Genomic DNA, 21,707 nt, shown 5'->3' on the forward strand with positions numbered 1-21,707 from the left:
AGAGTTTGCGCGCCACCGCTGCTGGCGTCGGCGCGCCGAAATCGAGTCGCGCCACCCACCGCCCGGCGCCGACGCGCGCGTCTACCCGGGCTTGTCCTGGGGCACCCTGAAGCGCTCGCGGTTCGCTGCCCCGGCTTGCCGCCGAGCCTTGTCCCCATTCGCCCACGCGCCATCCGTCGCGATTATTTGCGATTCACGAATACCGCATTCGCCGCTTGTCCCGTTCCTGAGCCGCCGCACTTGCGCCAATCTTGGCCGCGTCGTAGCCGCATCGACGCAGCGCGGCACGACACCCGTTATTGCATTCGACGAACCCGGCGGCGCGCCCCCGCGCCAGCGAATGCCGTCCGCGCCAGGCGGCCGGCCTATGGAGACACAGATGAAATCGAACGACTGGGACGTGGCCTACGAATGGAAGGCCGTCGTGCTGCTGGCCCTGGGCTTTGGCCTCGTGGGACTCGACCGGTGGCTGATCGCGCCGCTTTTTCCGGCCATCATGAAGGACCTGCATCTGACCGCGCAGGACGTCGGCAACTGCATCGGCATCCTTGGCTTGTCGTGGGGTATTTTCGCGGCGCTGATGGGCGGCATCTCCGACAAGATCGGGCGCCGCAAGGTGCTGATCCCGGCGATTCTGGCGTTTTCGCTGCTGTCCGGGTTCTCCGGGGTCGCCGGCGGCCTGATGAGCCTGCTCGCGGTGCGCGCGCTGATGGGCGTCGCCGAAGGCTCGTTCTGCCCGACCAGCTTCGCCGCGACCGCCGATGCGTCGCATCCGAAGCGCCGCGGTTTCAATTTGGGTCTGCAGCAAAGCGGTTTCGCGCTGTTCGGCCTCGCGCTGGCGCCGATCATCGCGACGCAATTGCTCAGCGTGGTCTCGTGGCGCTGGGTGTTCGCGCTGGTGTCGGTGCCGGGGCTGATTCTCGGCGTGCTGATGTACTTCGTGATTCGCGAACCGAAAGCCGCGCCGCAAGCTGCGCCGAAGCGCGCCACGTGCCCGGCCGAACGCGGCAACTGGCGCGCCGTGCTGAAGAGCCGCAACATCCCGATCGCGATGGCCGCGCTGTTCTGCGCGATGACCGGCGTGTTCGTGCTCGGCGCGATGCTGCCGCTGTACCTGACCGACTACCTGTCGCTCGACACGCAGCGCATGGGTGTCGTCGTGTCGGCGATCGGCTTTGGCGGCTTCATCGGCCAGTTCGGTTTGCCGGGGCTGTCGGACCTGACCGGGCGGCGCGTCGCGAGCATCGTCGGCTTTGCCGGCACCGCGGTGATGCTGTACGTGTTCCGCGGACTCGGCGCGCAACCGGTGCAACTGTTCGCGGTGCTGTTCGTCGCGTCGTTCTTCACGCTCGGACTCGTGTCGCTGCTGTCCAGTCCGGTTGCGACCGAAGCTGCACCGATCGGCATGATCTCGACTTCGATCGGCATCGTCGTCGGCGCGGGCGAGATTTTCGGCGGCGGCATTGCGCCGGCATTGGCGGGCTTCGTCGCGACCCACTTCGGCATCCAGAACATCCTGTGGCTGCCGATCTGCGCGGTGCTGCTCGGCATCGGCGTGAGCCTGCTGCTCGAGGAAACCGCGCCGGCCCGAGTGCGTCGTCAGGGCCGCGCGCCGTCGCTCGACCTGCCGGTCAGCGAGCAACCGGAATGATGCGCTGCAACCGGTCGGCACGGCACTCGGCAATGCAGTCGGTGCCGCGCTCGATAACGAGGCCGTTGTTGCCGACCGAGCGGCGCGTTCACGCGTCCCAGCCCAGATACACTGACAGGCCGGACGAGTGGACAAGGACCCAGCATGGACCGTTTTCTGAGCATCGAGGCCTTCGTACGCGTAGCCGAGACGAGCAGCTTCGCCGAAGCGGCGCGGCAGTTGGGCGTGACGAGTTCAGTGATCACGACGCGCATCCAGCAGCTGGAGAAGTTCGTCAACGCGCCGCTCTTTCATCGCAGCACACGGGTCGTGCGCCTGTCCGAAGTGGGCGAGGCGTTCTATCGCGAATGCGCGGAAGTGGTCGGGCGTGTCAACGAACTGACCGACCAGATGCGCGAGCTGCGCGCCACACCCACTGGCCGATTGCGCATCCAGATGCTGCCGGGCTTCGCGCTAGGCCACTTCGGCGCGCCGCTTGCGGAATTCAACCGGCGCTATCCGGGCATCCAGCTCGACGTGATCGTCAACGACCGGGTGGTCGATCCGATCGAAGAGGGCTTCGACGTCGCTTTCCAGATCTTTCCGCCGATCGCCGAATCGCTGATCGAACGGCGTCTCTTCAAAGTGCGGCGTCTTTTCTGCGCGGCGCCCGCGTATGTGAACGAGCATGGCGCGCCGCAGCATCCGCGCGACCTGCTGCAACACACCACGGCACTTTATTCGGGCTACCCGTCGCGCAATCGCTGGACCATGACGCACGGTGACGAGGTTGTCGAAATGGAGCTGCCCGGCATGATCCGTTCGAACTCGGTGCATCTGCTGCGCGACTATGCGCTGACCGGTGGCGGCGTCGTCTGTCTGCCGACGCTCGTCGCGAGCGCCGCGCTGCTCGATGGTTCGCTGGTGCCGATTCTGACCGACTACACGCTGTCCCCGCTCAATTTCGCGGCCGTGTATCCCGCGACTCAACGACAGGCGCTCAAGGTGAAAGCGCTGGTCGAGTTTCTGGCCGAGTACCTGGGTCCCGAACCCGCTTGGGACGTGCCGCTTATCGAGCGCGGCTGGGTGACGTAAGGCGGCTGCCTACGCGGCGATTATTTGCAAAGTGCAAATGCTGTAATCGCCCGATCGCCGGTTGTTGCCATCCTGTTGCGCTTCTAAAGTTGATCCCAGCAAGACCGATTCAACAACCGCAACTTCGTTGCATGGGATCGGAGTAAGAGCTTTGCATGGGACCGCAGTAGGCGCTAAAGCGCCAACACCGGTCGACAGCTAAAGCGCCAACTCCGATCGACCGCAACTTCGTTGCATGGGATCGGAGTAAGCGCTGAAGCGCCAACTCCGATCGACCGCAACTTCGTTGCATGGGATCGGAGTAAGCGCTGAAGCGCCAACTCCGATCGACCGCAACTTCGTTGCATGGGATCGGAGTAAGCGCTGAAGCGCCAACTCCGATCGACACAGGAGACAGCAATGACCGACCAGTCGTTCCACACCGTCTTTGGCTCGCTCGACGGCTACCGCAAAGGCGAAATCGAAATCACGAGCGGCGAAGCGCGCCACTACGTGTTTTCCAACATCTTCGAAGTCGCTTCCCAGTCGGCGCCCTACGAGAAGGTCGTGGTCGGCAAGAACCTCGACTACGTGATCGAGGCGCTACGCACCGAAGGTCAATCGCAATGGTTCGCCTGCGCGCACGACGAGTTCGCGATCCTGATGGACGGCGAAGTGCGCATCGATTTCATCAAGCTCGACAACCCGCCGAAGAGCGGCACGGGCACCGTCGCAGCGGGTGCGCAACCCGCCGGCCGTGCGATGGGTCACGTGGTGCTGCGTCGCGGTCATCAGGCATTGCTGCCGGCCGGCTGCGCGTATCGCTTCACCGCACAGAAAGCCGGTGTCGCGCTCGTGCAAACGATGCTCGGCGAACTGTCGGTAGAGAAGTGGGCCGACATCTGCCTGCACTGATACGCACACGACCTTAGGAGACAAAACATGGCATCTCTCGAAACCCTGGATCACCCGGCCGGCTTCGCCGCCGACACCGTGCGCTCAAGCGAACCCGACGCTGTCACCGGCTATCGCCGCTTCACGCTCGGCGCGTTCGAATTCCTGCGCGACGAGTACTTCGTCAAGATCAACTGGCCCGCGAAAGGTCAGACCCGCACCCACGCGGTACCTGCCGATGCGTTCCTGCGCGCGATGATGCGCGACGTCGCGTGGGGCTTCTTCTACGGCTGGGTCAACTTCGACCATGTGTTCGGCACGCGCAATCACTACGGCAAGGTCGACGTGTATGCGGGCTCGTTCAACGGCATCATGAAGGACGCGGGCGTCGACTACATGGAAACCTTCGAGACGCCGACGATCATGGCGACCTTCAAGGCGATCCTGCACGACTGGACCAACGAAGGCTTCGACCCGTTCGCCGCACCCGAAGAAACCGGCACCGCGTTCGGCCGCAAGCATGGCGACAACGATGCCGCGATCGAGCGCACGCGCATCGCGACGCGCCGCATGCCGGGTCTCGAAGGCGATTCGCCGCTGCGCGACGATCTGCCGGTGAACCGCGCGTTCGCCGACGTCACGCAGGACGATCCGGAAGTGCACGTCGAGCCCGGCTTCGAGGGCCAGCTGCACGCGTTCAACCTGTTCAAGTATCTGTCGCGCTCGGACGTCACGTGGAATCCGTCGGTCACGTCCGTGTGCGGCCAGAGCCTGTTCTGCCCGACCACCGAGGAATACATCCTGCCGGTTTTTCACGGCAACGATCGGGTCGAGTGGTTCCTGCAGATGTCGGATGAAATCGTCTGGGACGTCGGCGACAAGAACACCGGCGCGCCGCGCGCACGTATCACGATGCGCGCGGGCGACATCTGCACGATGCCGGCCGATATCCGCCATCAGGGCTATTCGACCAAGCGCTCGATGCTGCTGGTGTGGGAGAACGCGACGCCGAATCTGCCGAAGCGCTACGAGAGCGGCGAGCTCAAGCCGTATCCCGTCGATTTCTGAAGGCTTGATCGAAGAGCCCCCGCGCCCGTATTCACCGAGGATCATTCATGCAAACCCAACTGTTCATCGACGGCCGCTTCACGGACGCCGTCGAAGGCGGCACGATCGACGTGCTCAATCCGCACGACGGCTCGCTGATCACGCAGATCGCCGCGGCGAGCGCCGCCGATGTCGATCTCGCCGTTGCTGCCGCCGCCCGCGCGTTCCCGAAGTGGGCCGCGCTGCCCGCCGCCGAACGCGGCCGCCTGCTGCTGAAGCTCGCCGACGCGATCGAGGCCAACGCCGAAGAACTCGCGCAACTCGAATCGCTCGACACGGGCCATCCGATTCGCGACTCGCGCTCGCTCGACGTACCGCGCACCGCCGCATGCTTCCGCTACTTCGGCGGCATGGCCGACAAGCTGCAAGGCTCGGTGATTCCGGTCGAGGCGGGCTTTCTGAACTACGTGCAGCGCGCACCGATCGGCGTGGTCGGACAGATCGTGCCGTGGAATTTCCCGCTGATGTTCACGAGCTGGAAAATGGGCCCGGCGCTCGCGGCGGGCAACACGGTCGTGCTGAAGCCGTCGGAGATCACGCCGCTGTCCACGCTGCGCATCGTCGAGCTGATGGCCGAGGTCGGCTTTCCTGACGGCGTCGTCAACATCGTCGCGGGCTATGGTCATACTGCCGGGCAGCGGCTCGCCGAGCATCCGGGCGTCGGCAAGATCGCGTTCACCGGATCGACCGCGACCGGACGGCGCATCGTCGAGGCCTCGCAGGGCAACCTGAAGCGCGTGCAGCTCGAACTCGGCGGCAAGGGCGCCAACATCGTGTTCGACGACGCGAATCTCGACGCCGCGATCAACGGCGCCGCGTGGGCGATCTTCCACAACCAGGGCCAGGCGTGTATCGCGGGCTCGCGGCTGATCCTGCACGAGCGCATCGCCGATCAGTTCCTCGAACGCTTCGTGTCGCTGGCGTCGTCGATCCGGCTCGGCAATCCGCTCGATGCAAACACCGAGATGGGCCCGCTCACGTCGAAGCAGCATCAGGAACGCGTGCTGGCGTTCGTCGACATCGCGCGCCAGCAGGGCGGCCGCGTGCTGACCGGCGGCATTGCGCCGAGCGACGCGGCGCTCGCGAACGGCTACTACGTGCGCCCGACCGTGGTCGAGGCCGCGAGCCCGAACGACCGCGTCGCGCAGGAGGAAGTGTTCGGCCCGTTTGTCACGGTGCTGCGCTTCAGCACCGACGACGAAGCGCTCGCGATCGCCAACGGTACCGACTACGGCCTCGGCAGCGGGCTGTGGACGCGCGATCTGTCGCGCGCGCATTCGATGGCCGCGCGGATTCATGCGGGCATGTGCTGGGTCAACTGCTACAAGCGCGTCAATCCGGGCAGCCCGTTCGGCGGCGTCGGACAGTCGGGCTACGGACGCGAGATGGGCTTCGAGGCGATGCACGACTACACGGAAGCGCGCTCGGTGTGGGTCAATGTCGACGGCAACGTGCCGCCGCATTTCAAGCGCTGAGGCCGGCATGGAGCGCTTCGTCTATCAGGGCACGCCGTCGCGTGTGGTGTTCGAATGGGGCGGGCTCGCATCACTGCCCGCGGAGCTCGAGCGGCTAGGAGCCAGGCGTGCGCTGATCCTCGCGACGCCCGAGCAGCACGCGTTGGCCGAGCGGGTCGCGGATGTGCTCGGGTCCCGCGCGGCGGGTGTGCATGCGCAAGCCGTGATGCACGTGCCGATCGAAGTTGCACGAGCGGCGCGCGATGCGGCTGCCGCGCTCGACGCCGACTGCTGCGTCGCGGTGGGCGGCGGCTCGACGGTCGGCCTCGGCAAGGCGATCGCGCTCGAATCGTCGCTGCCGATCATCGCGGTGCCCACCACCTATGCGGGCTCCGAGATGACGCCGATCTACGGCCTCACCGAGGGCCGTCTGAAGCGCACCGGCCGCGACATGCGCGTGCTGCCGCGCACGGTGATCTACGATCCGTCGCTGACGTTGTCGTTGCCGGTGGGCATTTCCGCTGCGTCGGGCATCAACGCGATGGCGCACGCGGTCGAAGCGCTGTATGCCGAAGACGCGAACCCGGTGATCAGCCTGATGGCCGAGGAAGCGATCCGCGCGCTCGGCGAAGCGCTGCCCGCGATCGTGCGCGCGCCCAACGACGCCGCCGCGCGCGGCGGCGCGCTGTACGGCGCGTGGCTCGCGGGCACCTGTCTGGGCGCGGTCGGCATGGCGCTGCACCACAAGCTTTGTCATACGTTGGGTGGCACGTTCAACCTGCCGCATGCGCAAACGCATGCGGCGATGCTGCCGCATACCGCACACTACAACCACGGCGCCGCGCCCGATGCGCTCGCACGCGTCGCACGCGCGCTCGGTGGCAAGCGCGCGGCCGACGCGGGTCCGCTGCTGTTCGAACTGAACCGCGCGCTCGGCATTCCGCTGGCGCTCGCGCAGATCGGCATGCCCGAGCATGGCCTCGACGAAGCAGCCGATCTCGCGTGCAAAAATCCGTATGCGAACCCGCGTGCCGTGGAGCGTGAGGCGATACGCGCGCTGCTGCAACGTGCGTGGCAGGGCGCCGAACCCGCCTGAGCGCCGCAGAACGCGGCGCCACCCAAACAATCGATGGAGGCAGACATGTCGACAGACAACCAGGAGGCCGAACAGGCCCTGACCGAGCAGGTGGTGGCGAGCTTCGCCGGCACGCCCGATGAACGGCTGCGCACGCTGATGCAAAGCCTCGTGCGGCACATGCATGCGTTCGTGCGTGAAGTCGAGCCGACCGAGGCCGAATGGATGTCGGCCATTCGCTTTCTGACCGACACCGGCAAGATGTGCGACGACCTCGTGCGGCAGGAATTCATCCTGCTGTCGGATACGCTCGGCGTATCGATGCTGGTCGACGCGATCAACCATCGTCTGGCGACGGGCGCCACCGACACCACCGTGTTCGGTCCGTTCTATATTCGCGGCATGCCCGAGCGCGCGTATGGCGAGAACATCGCGTTCACGCCCGGCACACCCGCGCTCGTGCATGGGCGCGTGCTGTCGACGGACGGCGAGCCGCTTGCCAACGCGGTGCTCGACGTCTGGCAGACCGCCGACAACGGCATGTACTCCGGGCAGGACACCGAGCAGCCGCACGGCAATCTGCGCGGACGTTTTCGCACCGACGCCGAAGGCCGCTACGCGATCTCGACGATCGTGCCGGTCAGCTATCCGATTCCGACCGACGGCCCGGTGGGCCGCATGCTCGAAGCGACCGGACGGCATCCGTGGCGCCCCGCGCATCTGCACTTCATGATCGACGCGCCCGCGCATCGCACGCTCGTCACACATGTGTTCGATCGCGAGGATCCGTATCTGGGTTCGGACGCGGTATTCGGCGTGAAGCCGTCGCTGATGGTCGACTATCGCGAGTGCCCGGCCGACCACGAGCTCGCGCGCCGCTTCGGTTTCGACGGCCCGTTCCGCGAAGCGCGCTACGACTTCATCCTCGATCGGAGTTGACGGCAATGGCACGCTTTTTCGCGGTATTCGCAACCGACAAGCCCGGCATGCGCGAAGTGCGCGAACGGGTGCGTCCGGTGCATCGGACGTGGTTGCGCGGTGGTGCGCATCGCGGCGTATTCGTGCGCCTCGGCGGTCCGACGCTCGCGCCGCAATGCGATGCGATGAATGGCACCTTGCTGGTCGTCGAAGCGGAACGTATCGACGACGTGATGGAGTTCGTCAGCAACGATCCGTATATGCAGGCGGGGCTGTTCGATAGCGTCGAGATCCGTCCGTGGGACTGGAGCCTCGGCAATCCGGAACGGAGAGTCTGAGCGATGAACGCAACGCCGCTATGTCCGCTCGCCGACGTGCCCGACGGCGGCGCGCGGGTCGTCGATACAACGCCCGCCGGCCTGCCCGTCGTGGTCGTGCGGCGGGGCGAGCAGGTGTGGGCTTACGCGAACCGCTGCCCGCATTTCTCGGTGCCGCTCGATTTCGAGCCCGGCGATGTGCTGTGCTATCGCTCGCAGGTGTTGATGTGCGCGCATCACAGCGCGCTGTTTCGCTTCGAGGACGGACGCTGCATCGAGGGACCGTGCGCGGGCGCGAGCCTCGATGCGATGAAGATCACGGTCGACGCAAACGCATGGGTCGTGTTGAATCCCTAGTCGACGTGCGCCGTCAGAGCACCACGTCGAGCATATCGAACAACATCCGGTTGTGCGCCTTCGCCGAGCGCCGGCGCTTGCGGATCACCGTCGACAAACATTCGACGAAGCACTGACTCGCCGCGCTGCGCATCGTGTTGTGCAGGCCGATCACCGCGACCTGACTCAGGTCGAACTGCTCGACGAGTTCGAGCGGTTGCGCCCAGTCCTTTAGCGAGTCGCTCAGCAGCAGCGGCCGCGGGCAATGCGACAACATGTCGTTATGACGCGCGAGTTCGACGAGCAACGTGCTCGAATGCGCGCAATGCAGCCGATGCGGCTCGATCGCGGCGCCATGCTGCCAGAAGATGTTGCGCATCATCCCTTCGAAGCTCGCCGCCGTGTAATTGACCGCCCAGTCATGCTCGAGCAGATCGTGAATCGAGCGGCGATCCGCGAGCGGATGCCCGCGCCGCGCGATCACGCACGACTCGTACGTGAACAGCAATTCCTGATCGAACTCGCGGCTCGGCAGCGCCGACGACAGCGGCACCACCGACAGATCCAGCAACCCTTCGCGCATCCTCGGCACCGCGACGGCAGTCAAGCCCTCGAAAATCTCCAGCCGCACCTTCGGCATCTGTTGCCGGAACAGCGTGATCGTTTCCGCCATGAAGGCCAGCATCACGAGCGGCGTGATCGCGATCGCGAGCTTGCCGGTCTGATCGCCGCGCAGCTTCGCGAGGTCTTCGTTCGCGCGTTCGAGCTGACCGATCATCAGACGCGCGTGACCGAGCAGCGTCTGGCCGGCCTCGGTGAAGCTCACGCCGCTCGGGCTGCGCGACAGCAGCGTCAGTTGCTGATCCTTTTCGAGTTCGCGCAACGCCTTCGTGACTGCCGCCTGGGACACGCCGAGCAGACGTGCCGACGCGCGGATGCTGCCCGCGTCGGCGACCGTCACGAGCGCCTGGAGTTGATGGATTTTCATCGGGGGGGAAGGCTGACGAGGGGGTTAACACGGTGACAACCGTTGGTTATCAATATAACAAAATTGCGGCTTCCCGCTCAAAAAATGCCTGCCTATGATGCGCCGACAGTCTTCACCAACGAGCCCTCCATGTCCTACCCAGTTGAAGCATCTCTCGACGAATCCCTCGACGAATTCATCCCGTCGCGCATGCGCGCGATCGAAGCCGATATGGTGTCGCTGCGCCGGCACATTCATGCGCATCCCGAACTGAGCTTCCAGGAGTTCGAGACGAGCGAGCTGGTCGCGCAGCGCCTCGCCGAATGGGGCTATAGCGTGCATCGCGGGCTGGGCGGCACGGGCGTCGTCGGTACCTTGACGAACGGCAGCGGCAAGTCGCTCGGCCTGCGCGCCGACATGGACGCGCTGCCGCTCACCGAAGCGACCGGCCTCGACTATGCGAGCAAGCACGACGGCGTGATGCATGCGTGCGGCCACGACGGCCATACCGCGATGCTGCTCGCGGCGGCGCGCGTGCTGGCGGAGTTGCGCAACTTCAGCGGCACGCTGAACCTGATCTTCCAGCCGGCCGAGGAGCACGGCGGCGGCGCGCGCAAGATGCTCGAAGACGGGCTGCTCGAACGCTTTCCGTGCGACGCGGTGTTCGCGATGCACAACATGCCCGGCGTCGCGGCCGGCCGCTTCGGCTTTTACGAGGGGCCGTTCATGGCCGCCGCCGACACGGTGACGATCCGCATCGTCGGTCACGGCGGGCACGGCGCGGTGCCGCACAAGGCCGTCGATCCGGTCGTCGCGAGCGCGTCGCTGGTGATGGGGTTGCAGACCATCGTCTCGCGCAACGTCGATCCGCTCGAAACGGGCATCGTGTCGGTCGGCGCTATTCATGGCGGCAGCGCGCCGAACATCATTCCGGACAGCGTGGAAATCCGGCTGTCGGTCCGTTCACTGAGTCCCGCGGTACGCGCCCATCTGCAGGAGCGCATCACCGCGCTCGCGCAAGCGCATGCGCAGGCCTACGGCGCCCGCGCCGAAGTCGACTACGAGCGTGGCTATCCCGTGCTGATCAATCATCCCGACGAGACGCGGCTCGCGAAGTCCGTCGCGCGGGAATGGCTCGGCGACGAAGGCCTCGTGCACGACATGCGGCCGATCACGGCCAGCGAGGACTTCGCCTACGTGCTGGAACAGTGCCCCGGCTGCTACCTGCTCGTCGGCAATGGCGAAGGCAAGGGCGGCTGCATGGCGCACAACCCCGGTTACGACTTCAACGACGACATCCTGTCGATCGGCGCGAGCTACTGGGTTCGGCTCACGGAGCGGTTCCTGCGCTAGGCCACGGCGTTCAAGCATGCCGCGCGCGGGTGCCGTCGCCTGCTCGCGGCTTTAATAACAGCGGCGGCAACCTGTCGCTCGATTTGTGCGAGCGCGCCTCTTCCCGACTTGGAGACACCATGAAACGACTGATCCGTTCCACCCTGTTGGCATCCGCGTGCGCGGCTGTCTGCGCGTTGACCGCCATGCCGCCGTCCGCGTCGGCGGCCAGCCCGGCAAACTCGCAGACGCTGACGTTCGGCGTCGATCCGACCTTTCCGCCGTTCGAATCGAAGACGCCCGACGGCTCCTTCGTCGGCTTCGACATCGATCTCGGCAACGCGATCTGCGCGCAGCTGAACGTGCATTGCAAATGGGTCGAGCAAGGCTTCGACGGCATGATTCCCGCATTGAAGGCGCGCAAGTTCGACGCGATTCTGTCCGCGATGACGGCGACGCCCGCGCGTCGCGCGCAGATCGATTTCACCGACAAGCTCTATGGCGGCTCCGCGCGACTCGTCGCGCCGGCCGGCTCGAAGCTGCAGCCGACCGTCGACTCGCTGCGCGGCCACCGCATCGGCGTGCAGCAGGGGGCGGTGCAAGAGAGCTACGCACGGGCGGAATGGGCGCCGAACGGTGTGACGATCGTGTCGTATCAGAGCCCCGACCAGATCTACGAAGACCTGTCGACGGGGCGTCTCGATGCCTCGTTCCAGGCGTCGGTTCAGGCCGATCTGGGCTTCCTGCGCACGCCGCGCGGCAAGTCGTTTGCGTTCGCCGGCGCGGAAGTCAAAGACCCGCGCGCGACCGGCGACGGCATCGCGATCGGCGCACGCAAGGGAGACGAGCAACTGATCGCGAAGATCAACCAGGCCATCGACGCGATTCGCAAGAGCGGCACGTACGACAAGCTCGCGCACAAGTACTTCAGTTTCGACATCTACGGCGACTAAGCCGATCCAGCAATCGGGCGCGGGCAACCGTCACGGCGTTTGCCCGCTTGCCCGTCGCGGCGAACCATAACGATAGCTACTAATGGGTTTGGAAAAAATGCAGAAAAAACAGTTGGCAGGACTATTGATTGCAAGCGGCATCGGGGTCGGTGCGCACGCGCAAAGCAGCGTGACGCTGTACGGCCTGATCGACCAAGGCCTGACCTACACGAGCAACGTGCAGGGCCACTCGAATTGGGAAATGATGAGCGGCGAGGCGCAAGGCAGCCGCTGGGGGCTCAAGGGCTCCGAGGATCTGGGCGGTGGTCTGCAGGCGCTGTTCCGGATCGAGAACGGTTTCGACGCGAGCAGCGGCCGTCTGATGGAAGGCGGTCGCATGTTCGGTCGCCAGGCCTATGTCGGGATTTCGAAGGACGGCATCGGTTCGCTGACGTTCGGACGTCAATACGATTCGCTGGTGACGTTCCTTGGGCCGCTGACCGCGAATGGCAACTGGGGCGGTTTCATGTTCGACCACCCGTACGGCAACGACAACACCGACAACTTCTTCCGGCTCGACAACGCGGTCCAGTTCAACAGCGCGAACTGGTCGGGCTTCCAGCTGAGCACCACCTACGCGTTCTCGAACAGCGCCGGGCAGTTCTCGAAGAACAATGCGCAAAGTGTCGGCGCCGGCTATACGAACGGACCGTTGACGATCGGCGTGGGCTACCTGAACGTCAACGATCCCGGCGCGAACACGGTAGGCGCGGTCACGACCGACGACGCCGGTTTTCTCGCGAGCCGCCAGACGGTGTATGGCGCGGGCGTCAGCTACAAGATCGGGCAGTCGACTCTCGGCTTCGTCTATACGCACACCGATCTGAAAGACCCGACCTCGTTCCAGTTCATCAGCGGCTCGATCGTGCCGCCGGGGCAGACGCTGTCGTCGCTGAAATTCGACAACTTCGAGGTCAACGCGACGTATTACGTGACGCCGGCGCTGCTCGTCGGCGCGATGTACTACTACACGCAGGGCAAGCTCGATGCGTCGGCGAGCGACGCGAAGCTGCATTGGCAAATGGTCGGCCTGATCGCCGACTACACCCTGTCGAAACGTACCGACGTGTATATCGCCGGTACGTATATGAAGGTGAACGGCAACTCGGGCACCGCGCTCGACAAAGCCTATATGACCGCCGCCGACGACTCGTCGTCGGGTAGGGAACAGGTGATGGCGCGTATCGGCCTGCGTCATACGTTCTAAGCGACGCGGGCTGCCAGCGCGTAGCCCGGCATGCCTGTTTCAGTCTGCCTGCCGCTTCATTGGTTCGTATGCCCCGCTGAGCCAAACCTCAAATCGAGGTCTGGCCGCGGGACTACAATGAGCCCCGGCCTCACATGGCACTCGCCGTCTCGAGGCCGGGCGAATTCGCCAGGCTACACTGCCTGCGGCCAGCGGCCGAAGCCATCAAAGGCGTCGAAGACGAACGCCCGACCCTGTCCACGCCATGCAGGCGGTCCGGTGCGAGTGGCTCGACAGCAGCCCTCCGGTGACGTACCGTTATGGCCTTGCGCATCGGGCTCGCACCGCGAGCCCGGGCAGATTTCCTTCATCAATAGACAGGCGCATGGATATCCGGGAACTAGCCAGAGAGCTCAAGCTGTCCATTTCGACTGTTTCGCGCGCCTTGAACGACGCCGACGAGGTGAGTGCCAAAACGCGTGAACGTGTCCGCGCCGCGGCGCACGAACTCGGCTACGCACCCAGCAAGTCCGCGGCGAGTCTGCGCCGGGGCCGGCTCGACGTGGTCGGCCTGATGCTTCCGGTGCGGCGTGAAGAAGAGACCTACACCCTCGGCATCTTCATGAGACTCGCCGATGGCTTGCAATCGGTTCTGTCGCAGCATGGCATGGATCTCGTCATGTACTCGAGCGAGTCCTGGGACGACGAGGTCGCGCGACTGCGACGCATCGTCGATCGCCGCCAGGTGGACGGCGTGATTCTCGCCGGCACGCGGCGCCACGACGAGCGGCTCGACTATGTCGCGAGCCGCAATTTTCCGTTCGTCGCGTTGGGCCGCAGCGAGTCGGGCGGCGAGCACACGTGGGTCGATCTGGATTTCGAGGCGGCCGCCGCCGCGGGTGTCGCTCGACTCGTCGCAGGGGGACACCGGCGCATCGCGCTGGCGATTCCTGACGGCGACGCGATGCAGGCGCACATCTATCTGCGTGCATGGAAGAGGGCGATGAAGAGGCACGGGCTCGAGGTGCCCGCGGGGTACGTGCAGCGCAACAGGCTGTCCGAGCGCGGCGGGTATCTGGCGACCGAGGCGCTGCTCGCCCTCGGCGATGCACCGGACGCGCTGATGTTCCAGAGCGACTGCATGGCGATCGGCGCCTATCGGAAGCTTCACGAAATGGGCCAGACGCCGGGCCGCGATCTGGCGATCTCGGGCGGCGTTCTGGCCGGTGAGGTGTCGGAATACCTCGCGCCGCCGCTGAGCGGCTTCACCCTGGATGCCCATGGACTGGGGCAGCGCCTCGCACGAGCGCTGCTCGCCCAGCTTCCCGAGCTTGCCGAAACCTATCGTGCCGAGCGCGAGCCGCTACTGTGGCCGTTGACCCTGCGCGACAACGAAGACGCCGCGCCCCCGGCAGCGCGATAGCAGCCGTCTCGCCCGCATCGACCTGTCTGTCACGTGGTTCTCGCCGCGCCGGCGCGCATTGTGGTTTGCGCCAAATGCAATTGCGATTTTCGTGGGTGGCTTGACGACGCCTGCCTCCGGGAAGATCATTCAAGCGTCCCCGGAAACGTTTCCGGAAAACCGGTTGCAGCGACGCGAAGTTGGTTCCGTGGGCGACTTGACGACGCCTCCTTGTGAGGCGATGATGCGAGCGTTCCCGGAAACGTTTCCGGAAAACCGGCCACGACAGCACGAAACCTCGTGGTGCTTCGCAAACCGAACGAGACGGCTCCCGCACAGCCCGAAGAAAATACTTAGACAAAGCGCGGTCGCGGCGCGCAAAAACGGAGACAGCATGAAGAAGCTACTTGCCGCATCCGCGGCCATCGGTCTGGCATTCTCGCTTTCCTGCGCGCCGCTGCATGCGGCGTCGCTGTCGGTCTGGGCGGTGGACGAGCCCGACGACTACACCGCGAAGATGGCGCAGGAATTCGCGAAGCTGCATCCCGATGTCCATCTGCAGATCCGCAAAGTGGGCTTTGCTGCGCTCAACGACGAAACCATGCGCGCCGTGATGTCCGGCAACATGCCGGACGTCGTGCCGATCGACAACCCGAACACGGCGATGTTCGCCTCGAAGAATGCGCTGCTCGATCTCGGGCCGTACCTCGCGAAGTCGAAGGTGATCGACGAGAAGACGATCTTTCCCGGGCCGCTGAAGAATGCCACCTGGAACAGCAAGGTGTACGCGATTCCGCGCGGCACGAACACGCTGGCCATGTACTACAACAAGGACATGTTCAAGGCGGCGGGGCTCGATCCCGAGCATCCGCCGCAGACGTGGGACGAGCTGTACGCGGACGCGCAGAAGCTGACCGACGCGAAGAAGGGCGTGTACGGCCTCGCGTTTTCCGCGATCAACACCGAAGAGGGCGTGTTCCAGTTCCTGCCGTTCGTTCAGGCGGCGGGCGCCGACTGGAATCGCTTGAACGATCCGGGCGCCGCCCGGGCTGCCGCGTTCTGGCAGAAGCTGCTCGACAGCAAGGTCGCGTCGCAGGACACGCTCACGCATAGCCAGTCGGAGGCGGCCGCGACGTTCATCAACGGCAATGCCGCGATCGACATCGACGGTCCGTGGGAACTGAGTGCCGTCGACAAGGGCGCGAAGTTCAAGTGGGGCGTGGCGCTCCTGCCGGTCGAGAAAGCGGGCGGCCCGCGCGCATCGGCGCTGGGCGAGCAGAATCACGCGATCCTGCGCGGCGCGAAGAATCCGGATACGGCGTTCCAGTTCCTCGAATACATGTACGCGCAGCGCGACCGGAACTGGAACGACTTCGGCATGCAGCCGCCGTCGAAAGACACCAATACGCAGAACCCGAAATGGCCGCAGGCGTATCAAGTCTTCAACGAGCAGATGCAGTACGCCCGTCCGCGCGGACCGAACCCGCAGTGGCCGAAAATCTCGAAGGCGATCTCCGATGCGGTCCAGTCCGTGATCACGCATCAGGCCACGCCGCAACAGGCGATGGCAGAGGCGGCGAAGACCGTGCAGGCAGTCAGCAACTAGGCACTGCGCTGGACATGATCGAGGTGGCCGAACGCCGGGCGTCAGGCGTCGGCCGGCTTCGCGCGCCGTCCCGTCTTTGAGCGATGAACGCTATGAACACACTGTTGCGCCGTATCCCGCGCGACCCCGCTAGCGGGATCCTGGGCCGCATTCCGCGCGCCCATGCCTTCGAGATCTCGCTGGCGGTGTTCGCGCTGCTGTATCTGCTGGTCTTTGCCGGGCTGCCGCTCGTCTACAACATCGTGCTGTCGTTTCAGCAGGTCGATCTGATGGCGCCCGCGACGCTGCTGCGTCCGTTCGTCGGACTCGCGAATTACCGCGATGTGTTCAGCCGGCCGGAAATGCATCAGGTCGTCGTGAACACGGTGCTGTTCGTCGGACTGTCGCTGACCTTCCAAGTGCTGATCGGCTTCCTGCTGGCGCTGCTGTTCGCGCAGGACTTCCCGTTCGCGAGCCTGATGCGCGGCCTGTTTCTGGCGGGCTGGATCATGCCGGGGCTGGTGGTTGGCGTGATCTGGAAGCTGATTTTCGCCGGCGACTACGGTGTGCTCAATCATGTGCTGATGCAAATGCACGTGCTCGACGAAAAGATCTTCTGGTTGTCCGATCCTCGCTGGTCGCTCTATGCGGTGATCGGCGCCAACGTTTGGCTCGGGGTGCCGTTCAACATGCTGCTGCTGTCGGTCGGGCTCGCGGCCATTCCGGCGGACCTGTACGAAGCGGCCGAACTCGACGGCGCGAACGCGCTGCAACGCTTCACCGGCATCACGCTGCCGATGATGAAAGCCACGCTGGGCGCCGTGATCGCGCTAGGCGCAATCATGACGATGCAGCAGTTCGACCTGATCGCGGCGCTCACGCAGGGCGGTCCGGCCAACTCGTCGCAGGTCGCGCAATTCTGGTCGTGGCAGCTTTCGCTGCAGACCTTCGAAGTCTCGGCGGGCTCCGCGGTCGCCACGATGATGCTGGTGCTGGTGCTGATCGTCGCGGTGATCTACGTGCGCTCGACGCGCAACGAAAGGATGGTCTGACATGAAGCGCTATGTCCTGTTCGTCATCGCGCTGTGCGTTACCGCGGTCTATCTGTTCCCGCTGTACTGGATGTACATCACGGCGTTCAAGAGCGCGGGCGAGATGTTCCATTTTCCGCCCACGTTCTGGCCGCAACATCCGCAGTCACACCTGTGGCGGGTGTTCAGCGACAGCGGCATGGGCAACTTCCTGTGGAACTCGTTCGTGACCGCGTGCGGCACCGTGGCGGTGACCGTGCTGATCGGCACGGGCGCGGCCTACGCGTTGGCGTTCGTGCAGAACCGCTGGACCAGCTTCGCGATCTTCGCGGTGCTGGTGCTGCAGGCACTGCCGTCGAGCCTGATGGTGACGCCGATCTTCACCGCCTTCAAAAGCCTAGGTCTGCTCGATACCCCTCGCTTCGCGGTCGTGCTCGCGCAGATCACGAAGACGCTGCCGTTCTATATCGTGCTGTGCCGCCCGAGCTTCGTGCAGGTGCCGCGTGAGTTGCGCGATGCGGCGCTCGTGGATGGCGCGTCACCGAGGCGGGCATTTTTCAGCGCGATTTTGCCACTTGCGATCAACGGCATTCTGGTCTCGGCGATCCTGGTGTTCCTGCAATCGTTCGGCGAGTACGTCTACGCCCGTTCGCTGATTCTCGACGACCGTTACCAGACCGCCACGGTGGGCCTGTCCGCGTTCGTCGGGGCAACCAAGGTCGACTGGATCGGCATCATGACGTACTCGGCGATCTTCGTCACGCCGATCCTTGTCGTCTTCATGCTGCTGCAACGCAGGATCGTGGCTGGCCTGACGGCCGGCGCGCTCAAGTAACGCATACTTTTTTTGCCGGCGCCGGCCGGTCGGAGAATCGCTGTGGATCGCATACAGATCGAGCGGCTGAGCAAGAGCTACGGAGCCGTGCAGATTTTGAAGGACATCGACATCAGTGTGCCCGAAGGGTGCTTCGTCGCGCTGGTCGGTCCGTCGGGCTGTGGCAAGTCCACGCTGTTGCGCACCATCGCCGGGCTCGAACAGATCACGGGCGGCACGCTGCGCATCGACGGCCAGGTCGTCAACGACGTGCCGCCGCGCAAGCGCGATGTCGCGATGGTGTTCCAAAGCTATGCGCTGTATCCGCACATGAACATCGAGAAGAACATGTCCTACTCGATGCGGCTGCGACGCGCGGCGCCACGCGCGATCCGCGAGAGCATCGACAGCGTCTCCCGCACGCTGGGGCTGGACCATCTGCTCGAGCGCATGCCGCGCCAGCTGTCGGGCGGGCAGCGCCAACGCGTGGCGATGGGCCGCGCGATCGTGCGCAATCCGAAGGTGTTTCTGTTCGACGAACCGCTGTCGAATCTCGATGCGGCGCTGCGCGTGCACATGCGCACGGAGATTCGCAAGCTGCATCAGCGCCTCGGCGCGACCTCGGTGTACGTCACGCACGACCAGATCGAGGCGATGACGATGGCCGATCACGTCGTCGTGCTGCGCGCGGGCCAGGTCGAGCAGCAGGGCGCTCCGCTCGCGCTGTATCACCGGCCAGCCAACCGGTTCGTCGCGGGCTTCATCGGTTCGCCGGCGATGAACTTCATCGAGGCCGTGATCGGACCCGACGGGCACAGCGCGCAGTTCGGCGGCGCGAGCGGGCAGACGCTCGCGCTGGGCCGCTCGCTGCAGCCGGGCACCGAGGTCTGGATCGGTCTGCGTCCCGAGCATCTGCGCTTGCAGTCCACTGCCGCAGGCCTGCGTGGCGTGGTCGACGTGGTGGAGTCCACCGGTTCGATGAGCTTCGTCACCGTGAAGCTCGATGGCGTTGCGGCGCCCGTGCTGGTTGCGCAAGCCGGGGTATGCGCGATCGCGAGCGGCGAGGCGTTCAGTCTCGACATCGCAAGCGAGCACGTCCATGTTTTCGACCGCAACAGCGAACGCGCGCTATAGGCGAACAGCACGCGTTCCGTGATTGGGCGGGACCAGCAATGAATACCATTCGAGAAACACGTAAATGAAAATCAGCGATGGCAACTGGTTGATCCGTGACGGCCTGAACGTGTCGTATTCGGCGGCACCGCACAGCGTGGAGATCGTCGGCGACGAACTGCTCGTGCACGTGGCGCCGCGTGACGTATCGAACCGCGAACGACAGCTCGATACCGGGCTCTTTACCTGGCGCTTCTTTTCGCCGCAAAGCGGCGTGATCGGCGTGCGCGTCGAGCACTTTTCCGGCGCGCTCGACCGTGGCCCGCATTTCGCGCTCAACCGCGAGCCGGGGACCGTCGTTACAAACAACACCGCGAACGAAGCGACTCTCACCAGCGGCTCGCTCACGGTGCGCGTCGTCAAGTCGGGCGACTGGTCGGTCGATTTCCTGCGTGACGGCGAGCGCATCACCGGCAGCGGCTTTCGCGCGAGCGGTCAGGCTCACGATGCAAGCCAGCACGGCGCCGCATTCATGTTCGAGCGACTCGATCTGGGCGTTGGCGAAAACGTCTATGGCCTCGGCGAACGCTTCACCGCGTTCGTGAAGAACGGCCAGGTGGTCGAAAGCTGGAACCGCGACGGCGGCACGGGCACCGATCAGGCCTATAAGAACGTGCCGTTTTATCTGACCAACCGTGGCTACGGCGTGCTGGTGAATCACCCGGAAAACGTCTCGTTCGAAGTGGCAAGCGAGAAGGTCGCGAAGGTGCAGTTCAGCGTCGCCGGAGAACGGCTCGAATACTACGTGATCGACGGTCCCACGCCAAAAGCCGTACTTGAACGTTTCACGCAACTCACCGGGCGGCCCGTGCTGCCGCCCGCGTGGTCGTTCGGCCTGTGGCTCACCACGTCCTTCACGACCAATTACGACGAAGCCACGGTGAACCACTTCATCGACGGCATGGCCGAACGCGGCATCCCGCTTCACGTATTCCACTTCGACTGCTTCTGGATGAAGGCCTTCCACTGGTGCGATTTCGAGTGGAACCGCGAGACCTTTCCGGACCCGCGGGGCATGCTGGCGCGGCTGAAGGCTCGCGGACTGAAGATTTGCCTGTGGATCAATCCGTATATCGCGCAGCCGTCGCCGCTCTTTGCCGAAGGCATGGAGAAGGGCTACCTGCTGCGCAAGCCGAACGGCGACGTCTGGCAGTGGAACCGCTGGCAGCCCGGTCAGGGCATCGTCGACTTCACGAATCCCGCCGCGGCGCAATGGTACGCGGGACACTTGCGGCGACTGCTGGAGATGGGCGTCGACTGCTTCAAGACCGATTTCGGCGAGCGCATTCCGACCGACGTGGTCTACCACGACGGCTCCGACCCGCAGAAGATGCACAACTACTACAGCTACCTCTACAACAAGGTGGTGTTCGACGTGTTGCGCGAGGTGCGCGGCGAGGGCGAGGCGGTGGTGTTCGCGCGCTCCGGAACCGTGGGCAGCCAGCAGTTGCCCGTGCATTGGGGCGGCGACTGCAGCGCGACTTACGAGTCGATGGCCGAGACGCTGCGCGGCGGGCTCTCGCTAGGCCTGAGCGGCTTTGGCTTCTGGAGCCACGACATCGGCGGCTTCGAGCACACCGCGCCCGCCGACGTCTACAAGCGCTGGTGCGCCTTCGGGCTGCTGTCGAGTCATAGCCGCCTGCACGGCAGCAAGTCGTACCGTGTTCCATGGCTGTTCGACGATGAAGCGGTGGACGTGGTGCGCCATTTCACCGAATGGAAGTCGCGTCTGATGCCGTACCTGTTCGACGCCGCGCAGCAGGCGGTGGATCACGGTACGCCGATGTTGCGTGCGATGCTGCTGGAGTTTCCGGACGATCCGAGCTGCGATTATCTGGACCGCCAGTATCTGCTCGGCGACGCGCTGCTGGTCGCGCCGGTGTTCAATGCCGTGGGCGACGTGGACTTCTGGCTGCCGGCGGGGCGCTGGACGCATCTGTTCACCGGCAAGCAGGTCGAGGGCGGCAGGTGGGTGCGCGAACGACACGGCTTTCTGAGTCTGCCGTTGTACGTGCGGCCGAATACGCTGCTCGCGATCGGCACCGAGAATCAGCGTCCCGATTACGACTACGCGTTGCGCAGTGTGCTGCATCTGTTCGAACTGGAGTCGGGCGAATCGGCCAGCGTGACTTTGCGCGGCCCGGACGGTGCGGCGGTGACGAGCGTGAGCGTGACGCGCAGCGACAAGATCCTTCGGATTAGCGCTCATGGCGTCAAGGCAGCAGCGTTGCCGCTGGTGTTGAGGCAATGCTCGGCGTTGCGCGATGCGGGAGGCCTGGAGGTGCGCTCGCACGAGTCAGGCGTGCTGCTCGTTCTGCCCGAGGGGGACAGCGAACACACGGTGTACGTGTGACCGCCTGAGCGCTTGCCGGTCTCGCAAATGCGGTCGGCGTGGCGCGCGTAATCGCTCGACGCTGGCC

General features: G+C 65.0%; 19 protein-coding genes. 18 read left to right on the forward strand and 1 reads right to left on the reverse strand.

The genetic code is table 11. From position 1 onward, the window contains the following. Positions 1–379: 379 nt before the first annotated feature. From L0U84_RS37030 to L0U84_RS37070, 9 genes are all read left to right on the forward strand, one after another. On the forward strand, positions 380–1,651 hold the full coding sequence (locus L0U84_RS37030; protein WP_233857993.1) for an MFS transporter: 1,272 nt from the start codon (positions 380–382) through the stop codon (positions 1,649–1,651). A 144-nt stretch (positions 1,652–1,795) separates the two neighbouring features. After that, complete coding sequence (locus L0U84_RS37035; RefSeq protein WP_233857995.1) at positions 1,796–2,725, forward strand: LysR family transcriptional regulator; 930 nt, start codon at positions 1,796–1,798, stop codon at positions 2,723–2,725. Between the two features lie 399 nt (positions 2,726–3,124). Next, on the forward strand, positions 3,125–3,619 hold the full coding sequence (locus L0U84_RS37040; RefSeq protein WP_233857996.1) for a hydroxyquinol 1,2-dioxygenase: 495 nt from the start codon (positions 3,125–3,127) through the stop codon (positions 3,617–3,619). 27 nt (positions 3,620–3,646) lie between these two features. After that, positions 3,647–4,666 carry a hydroxyquinol 1,2-dioxygenase gene (locus L0U84_RS37045; protein ID WP_233858000.1) on the forward strand — a complete coding sequence of 340 codons (1,020 nt, stop codon included), beginning with the start codon at positions 3,647–3,649 and terminating at the stop codon, positions 4,664–4,666. 47 nt (positions 4,667–4,713) lie between these two features. Then, positions 4,714–6,180: an aldehyde dehydrogenase family protein gene (locus tag L0U84_RS37050; RefSeq protein ID WP_233858002.1), complete on the forward strand. Its 1,467-nt coding sequence runs from the start codon at positions 4,714–4,716 to the stop codon at positions 6,178–6,180. A 7-nt stretch (positions 6,181–6,187) separates the two neighbouring features. Beyond that, on the forward strand, positions 6,188–7,255 hold the full coding sequence (locus L0U84_RS37055; RefSeq protein ID WP_233858004.1) for a maleylacetate reductase: 1,068 nt from the start codon (positions 6,188–6,190) through the stop codon (positions 7,253–7,255). A gap of 45 nt (positions 7,256–7,300) precedes the next feature. Beyond that, positions 7,301–8,173, forward strand: coding sequence for an intradiol ring-cleavage dioxygenase (locus L0U84_RS37060; protein ID WP_233858006.1), 873 nt, complete (start codon positions 7,301–7,303; stop codon positions 8,171–8,173). A 5-nt stretch (positions 8,174–8,178) separates the two neighbouring features. Continuing rightward, positions 8,179–8,490 carry a YciI family protein gene (locus tag L0U84_RS37065; protein WP_233858008.1) on the forward strand — a complete coding sequence of 104 codons (312 nt, stop codon included), beginning with the start codon at positions 8,179–8,181 and terminating at the stop codon, positions 8,488–8,490. Between the two features lie 3 nt (positions 8,491–8,493). Beyond that, the gene (locus L0U84_RS37070; RefSeq protein ID WP_233858010.1) at positions 8,494–8,826 is read left to right on the forward strand and encodes a Rieske (2Fe-2S) protein; all 333 of its coding nucleotides are present in this window, start codon (positions 8,494–8,496) and stop codon (positions 8,824–8,826) included. A 13-nt stretch (positions 8,827–8,839) separates the two neighbouring features. Here the strand turns inward: L0U84_RS37070 and L0U84_RS37075 are convergent, their stop codons facing one another. Continuing rightward, positions 8,840–9,793 (reverse strand): LysR family transcriptional regulator, encoded by a 954-nt coding sequence (locus tag L0U84_RS37075; protein ID WP_129963150.1) that lies wholly within the window; start codon positions 9,791–9,793, stop codon positions 8,840–8,842. Between the two features lie 189 nt (positions 9,794–9,982). On the opposite strand from L0U84_RS37075, the gene L0U84_RS37080 reads away from it, so the two are divergent. The 9 genes from L0U84_RS37080 (at position 9,983) to yicI (ending at position 21,640) form a co-directional block, all read left to right on the forward strand. Then, positions 9,983–11,125 (forward strand): M20 aminoacylase family protein, encoded by a 1,143-nt coding sequence (locus tag L0U84_RS37080; protein ID WP_442794132.1) that lies wholly within the window; start codon positions 9,983–9,985, stop codon positions 11,123–11,125. Positions 11,126–11,244: 119 nt separating this feature from the next. Continuing rightward, on the forward strand, positions 11,245–12,057 hold the full coding sequence (locus L0U84_RS37085; RefSeq protein WP_442794102.1) for an ABC transporter substrate-binding protein: 813 nt from the start codon (positions 11,245–11,247) through the stop codon (positions 12,055–12,057). A gap of 82 nt (positions 12,058–12,139) precedes the next feature. Next, the gene (locus L0U84_RS37090; RefSeq protein WP_233858014.1) at positions 12,140–13,303 is read left to right on the forward strand and encodes a porin; all 1,164 of its coding nucleotides are present in this window, start codon (positions 12,140–12,142) and stop codon (positions 13,301–13,303) included. Positions 13,304–13,667: 364 nt separating this feature from the next. Beyond that, positions 13,668–14,705, forward strand: coding sequence for a substrate-binding domain-containing protein (locus L0U84_RS37100; RefSeq protein ID WP_233858016.1), 1,038 nt, complete (start codon positions 13,668–13,670; stop codon positions 14,703–14,705). Between the two features lie 373 nt (positions 14,706–15,078). Beyond that, positions 15,079–16,290: an ABC transporter substrate-binding protein gene (locus L0U84_RS37105; protein WP_233858018.1), complete on the forward strand. Its 1,212-nt coding sequence runs from the start codon at positions 15,079–15,081 to the stop codon at positions 16,288–16,290. Between the two features lie 92 nt (positions 16,291–16,382). After that, the gene (locus tag L0U84_RS37110; protein WP_233858020.1) at positions 16,383–17,321 is read left to right on the forward strand and encodes a carbohydrate ABC transporter permease; all 939 of its coding nucleotides are present in this window, start codon (positions 16,383–16,385) and stop codon (positions 17,319–17,321) included. Between the two features lies 1 nt (position 17,322). Continuing rightward, on the forward strand, positions 17,323–18,135 hold the full coding sequence (locus L0U84_RS37115) for a carbohydrate ABC transporter permease (protein ID WP_233858022.1): 813 nt from the start codon (positions 17,323–17,325) through the stop codon (positions 18,133–18,135). A 42-nt stretch (positions 18,136–18,177) separates the two neighbouring features. After that, positions 18,178–19,248 carry an ABC transporter ATP-binding protein gene (locus L0U84_RS37120; protein ID WP_233858024.1) on the forward strand — a complete coding sequence of 357 codons (1,071 nt, stop codon included), beginning with the start codon at positions 18,178–18,180 and terminating at the stop codon, positions 19,246–19,248. 64 nt (positions 19,249–19,312) lie between these two features. Further along, positions 19,313–21,640 carry an alpha-xylosidase gene (yicI, locus tag L0U84_RS37125; protein WP_233858027.1) on the forward strand — a complete coding sequence of 776 codons (2,328 nt, stop codon included), beginning with the start codon at positions 19,313–19,315 and terminating at the stop codon, positions 21,638–21,640. The last annotated feature ends 67 nt before the right edge of the window (positions 21,641–21,707 follow it).

The organism is Paraburkholderia sp. HD33-4 (assembly GCF_021390635.1).
GTDB lineage: Bacteria > Pseudomonadota > Gammaproteobacteria > Burkholderiales > Burkholderiaceae > Paraburkholderia.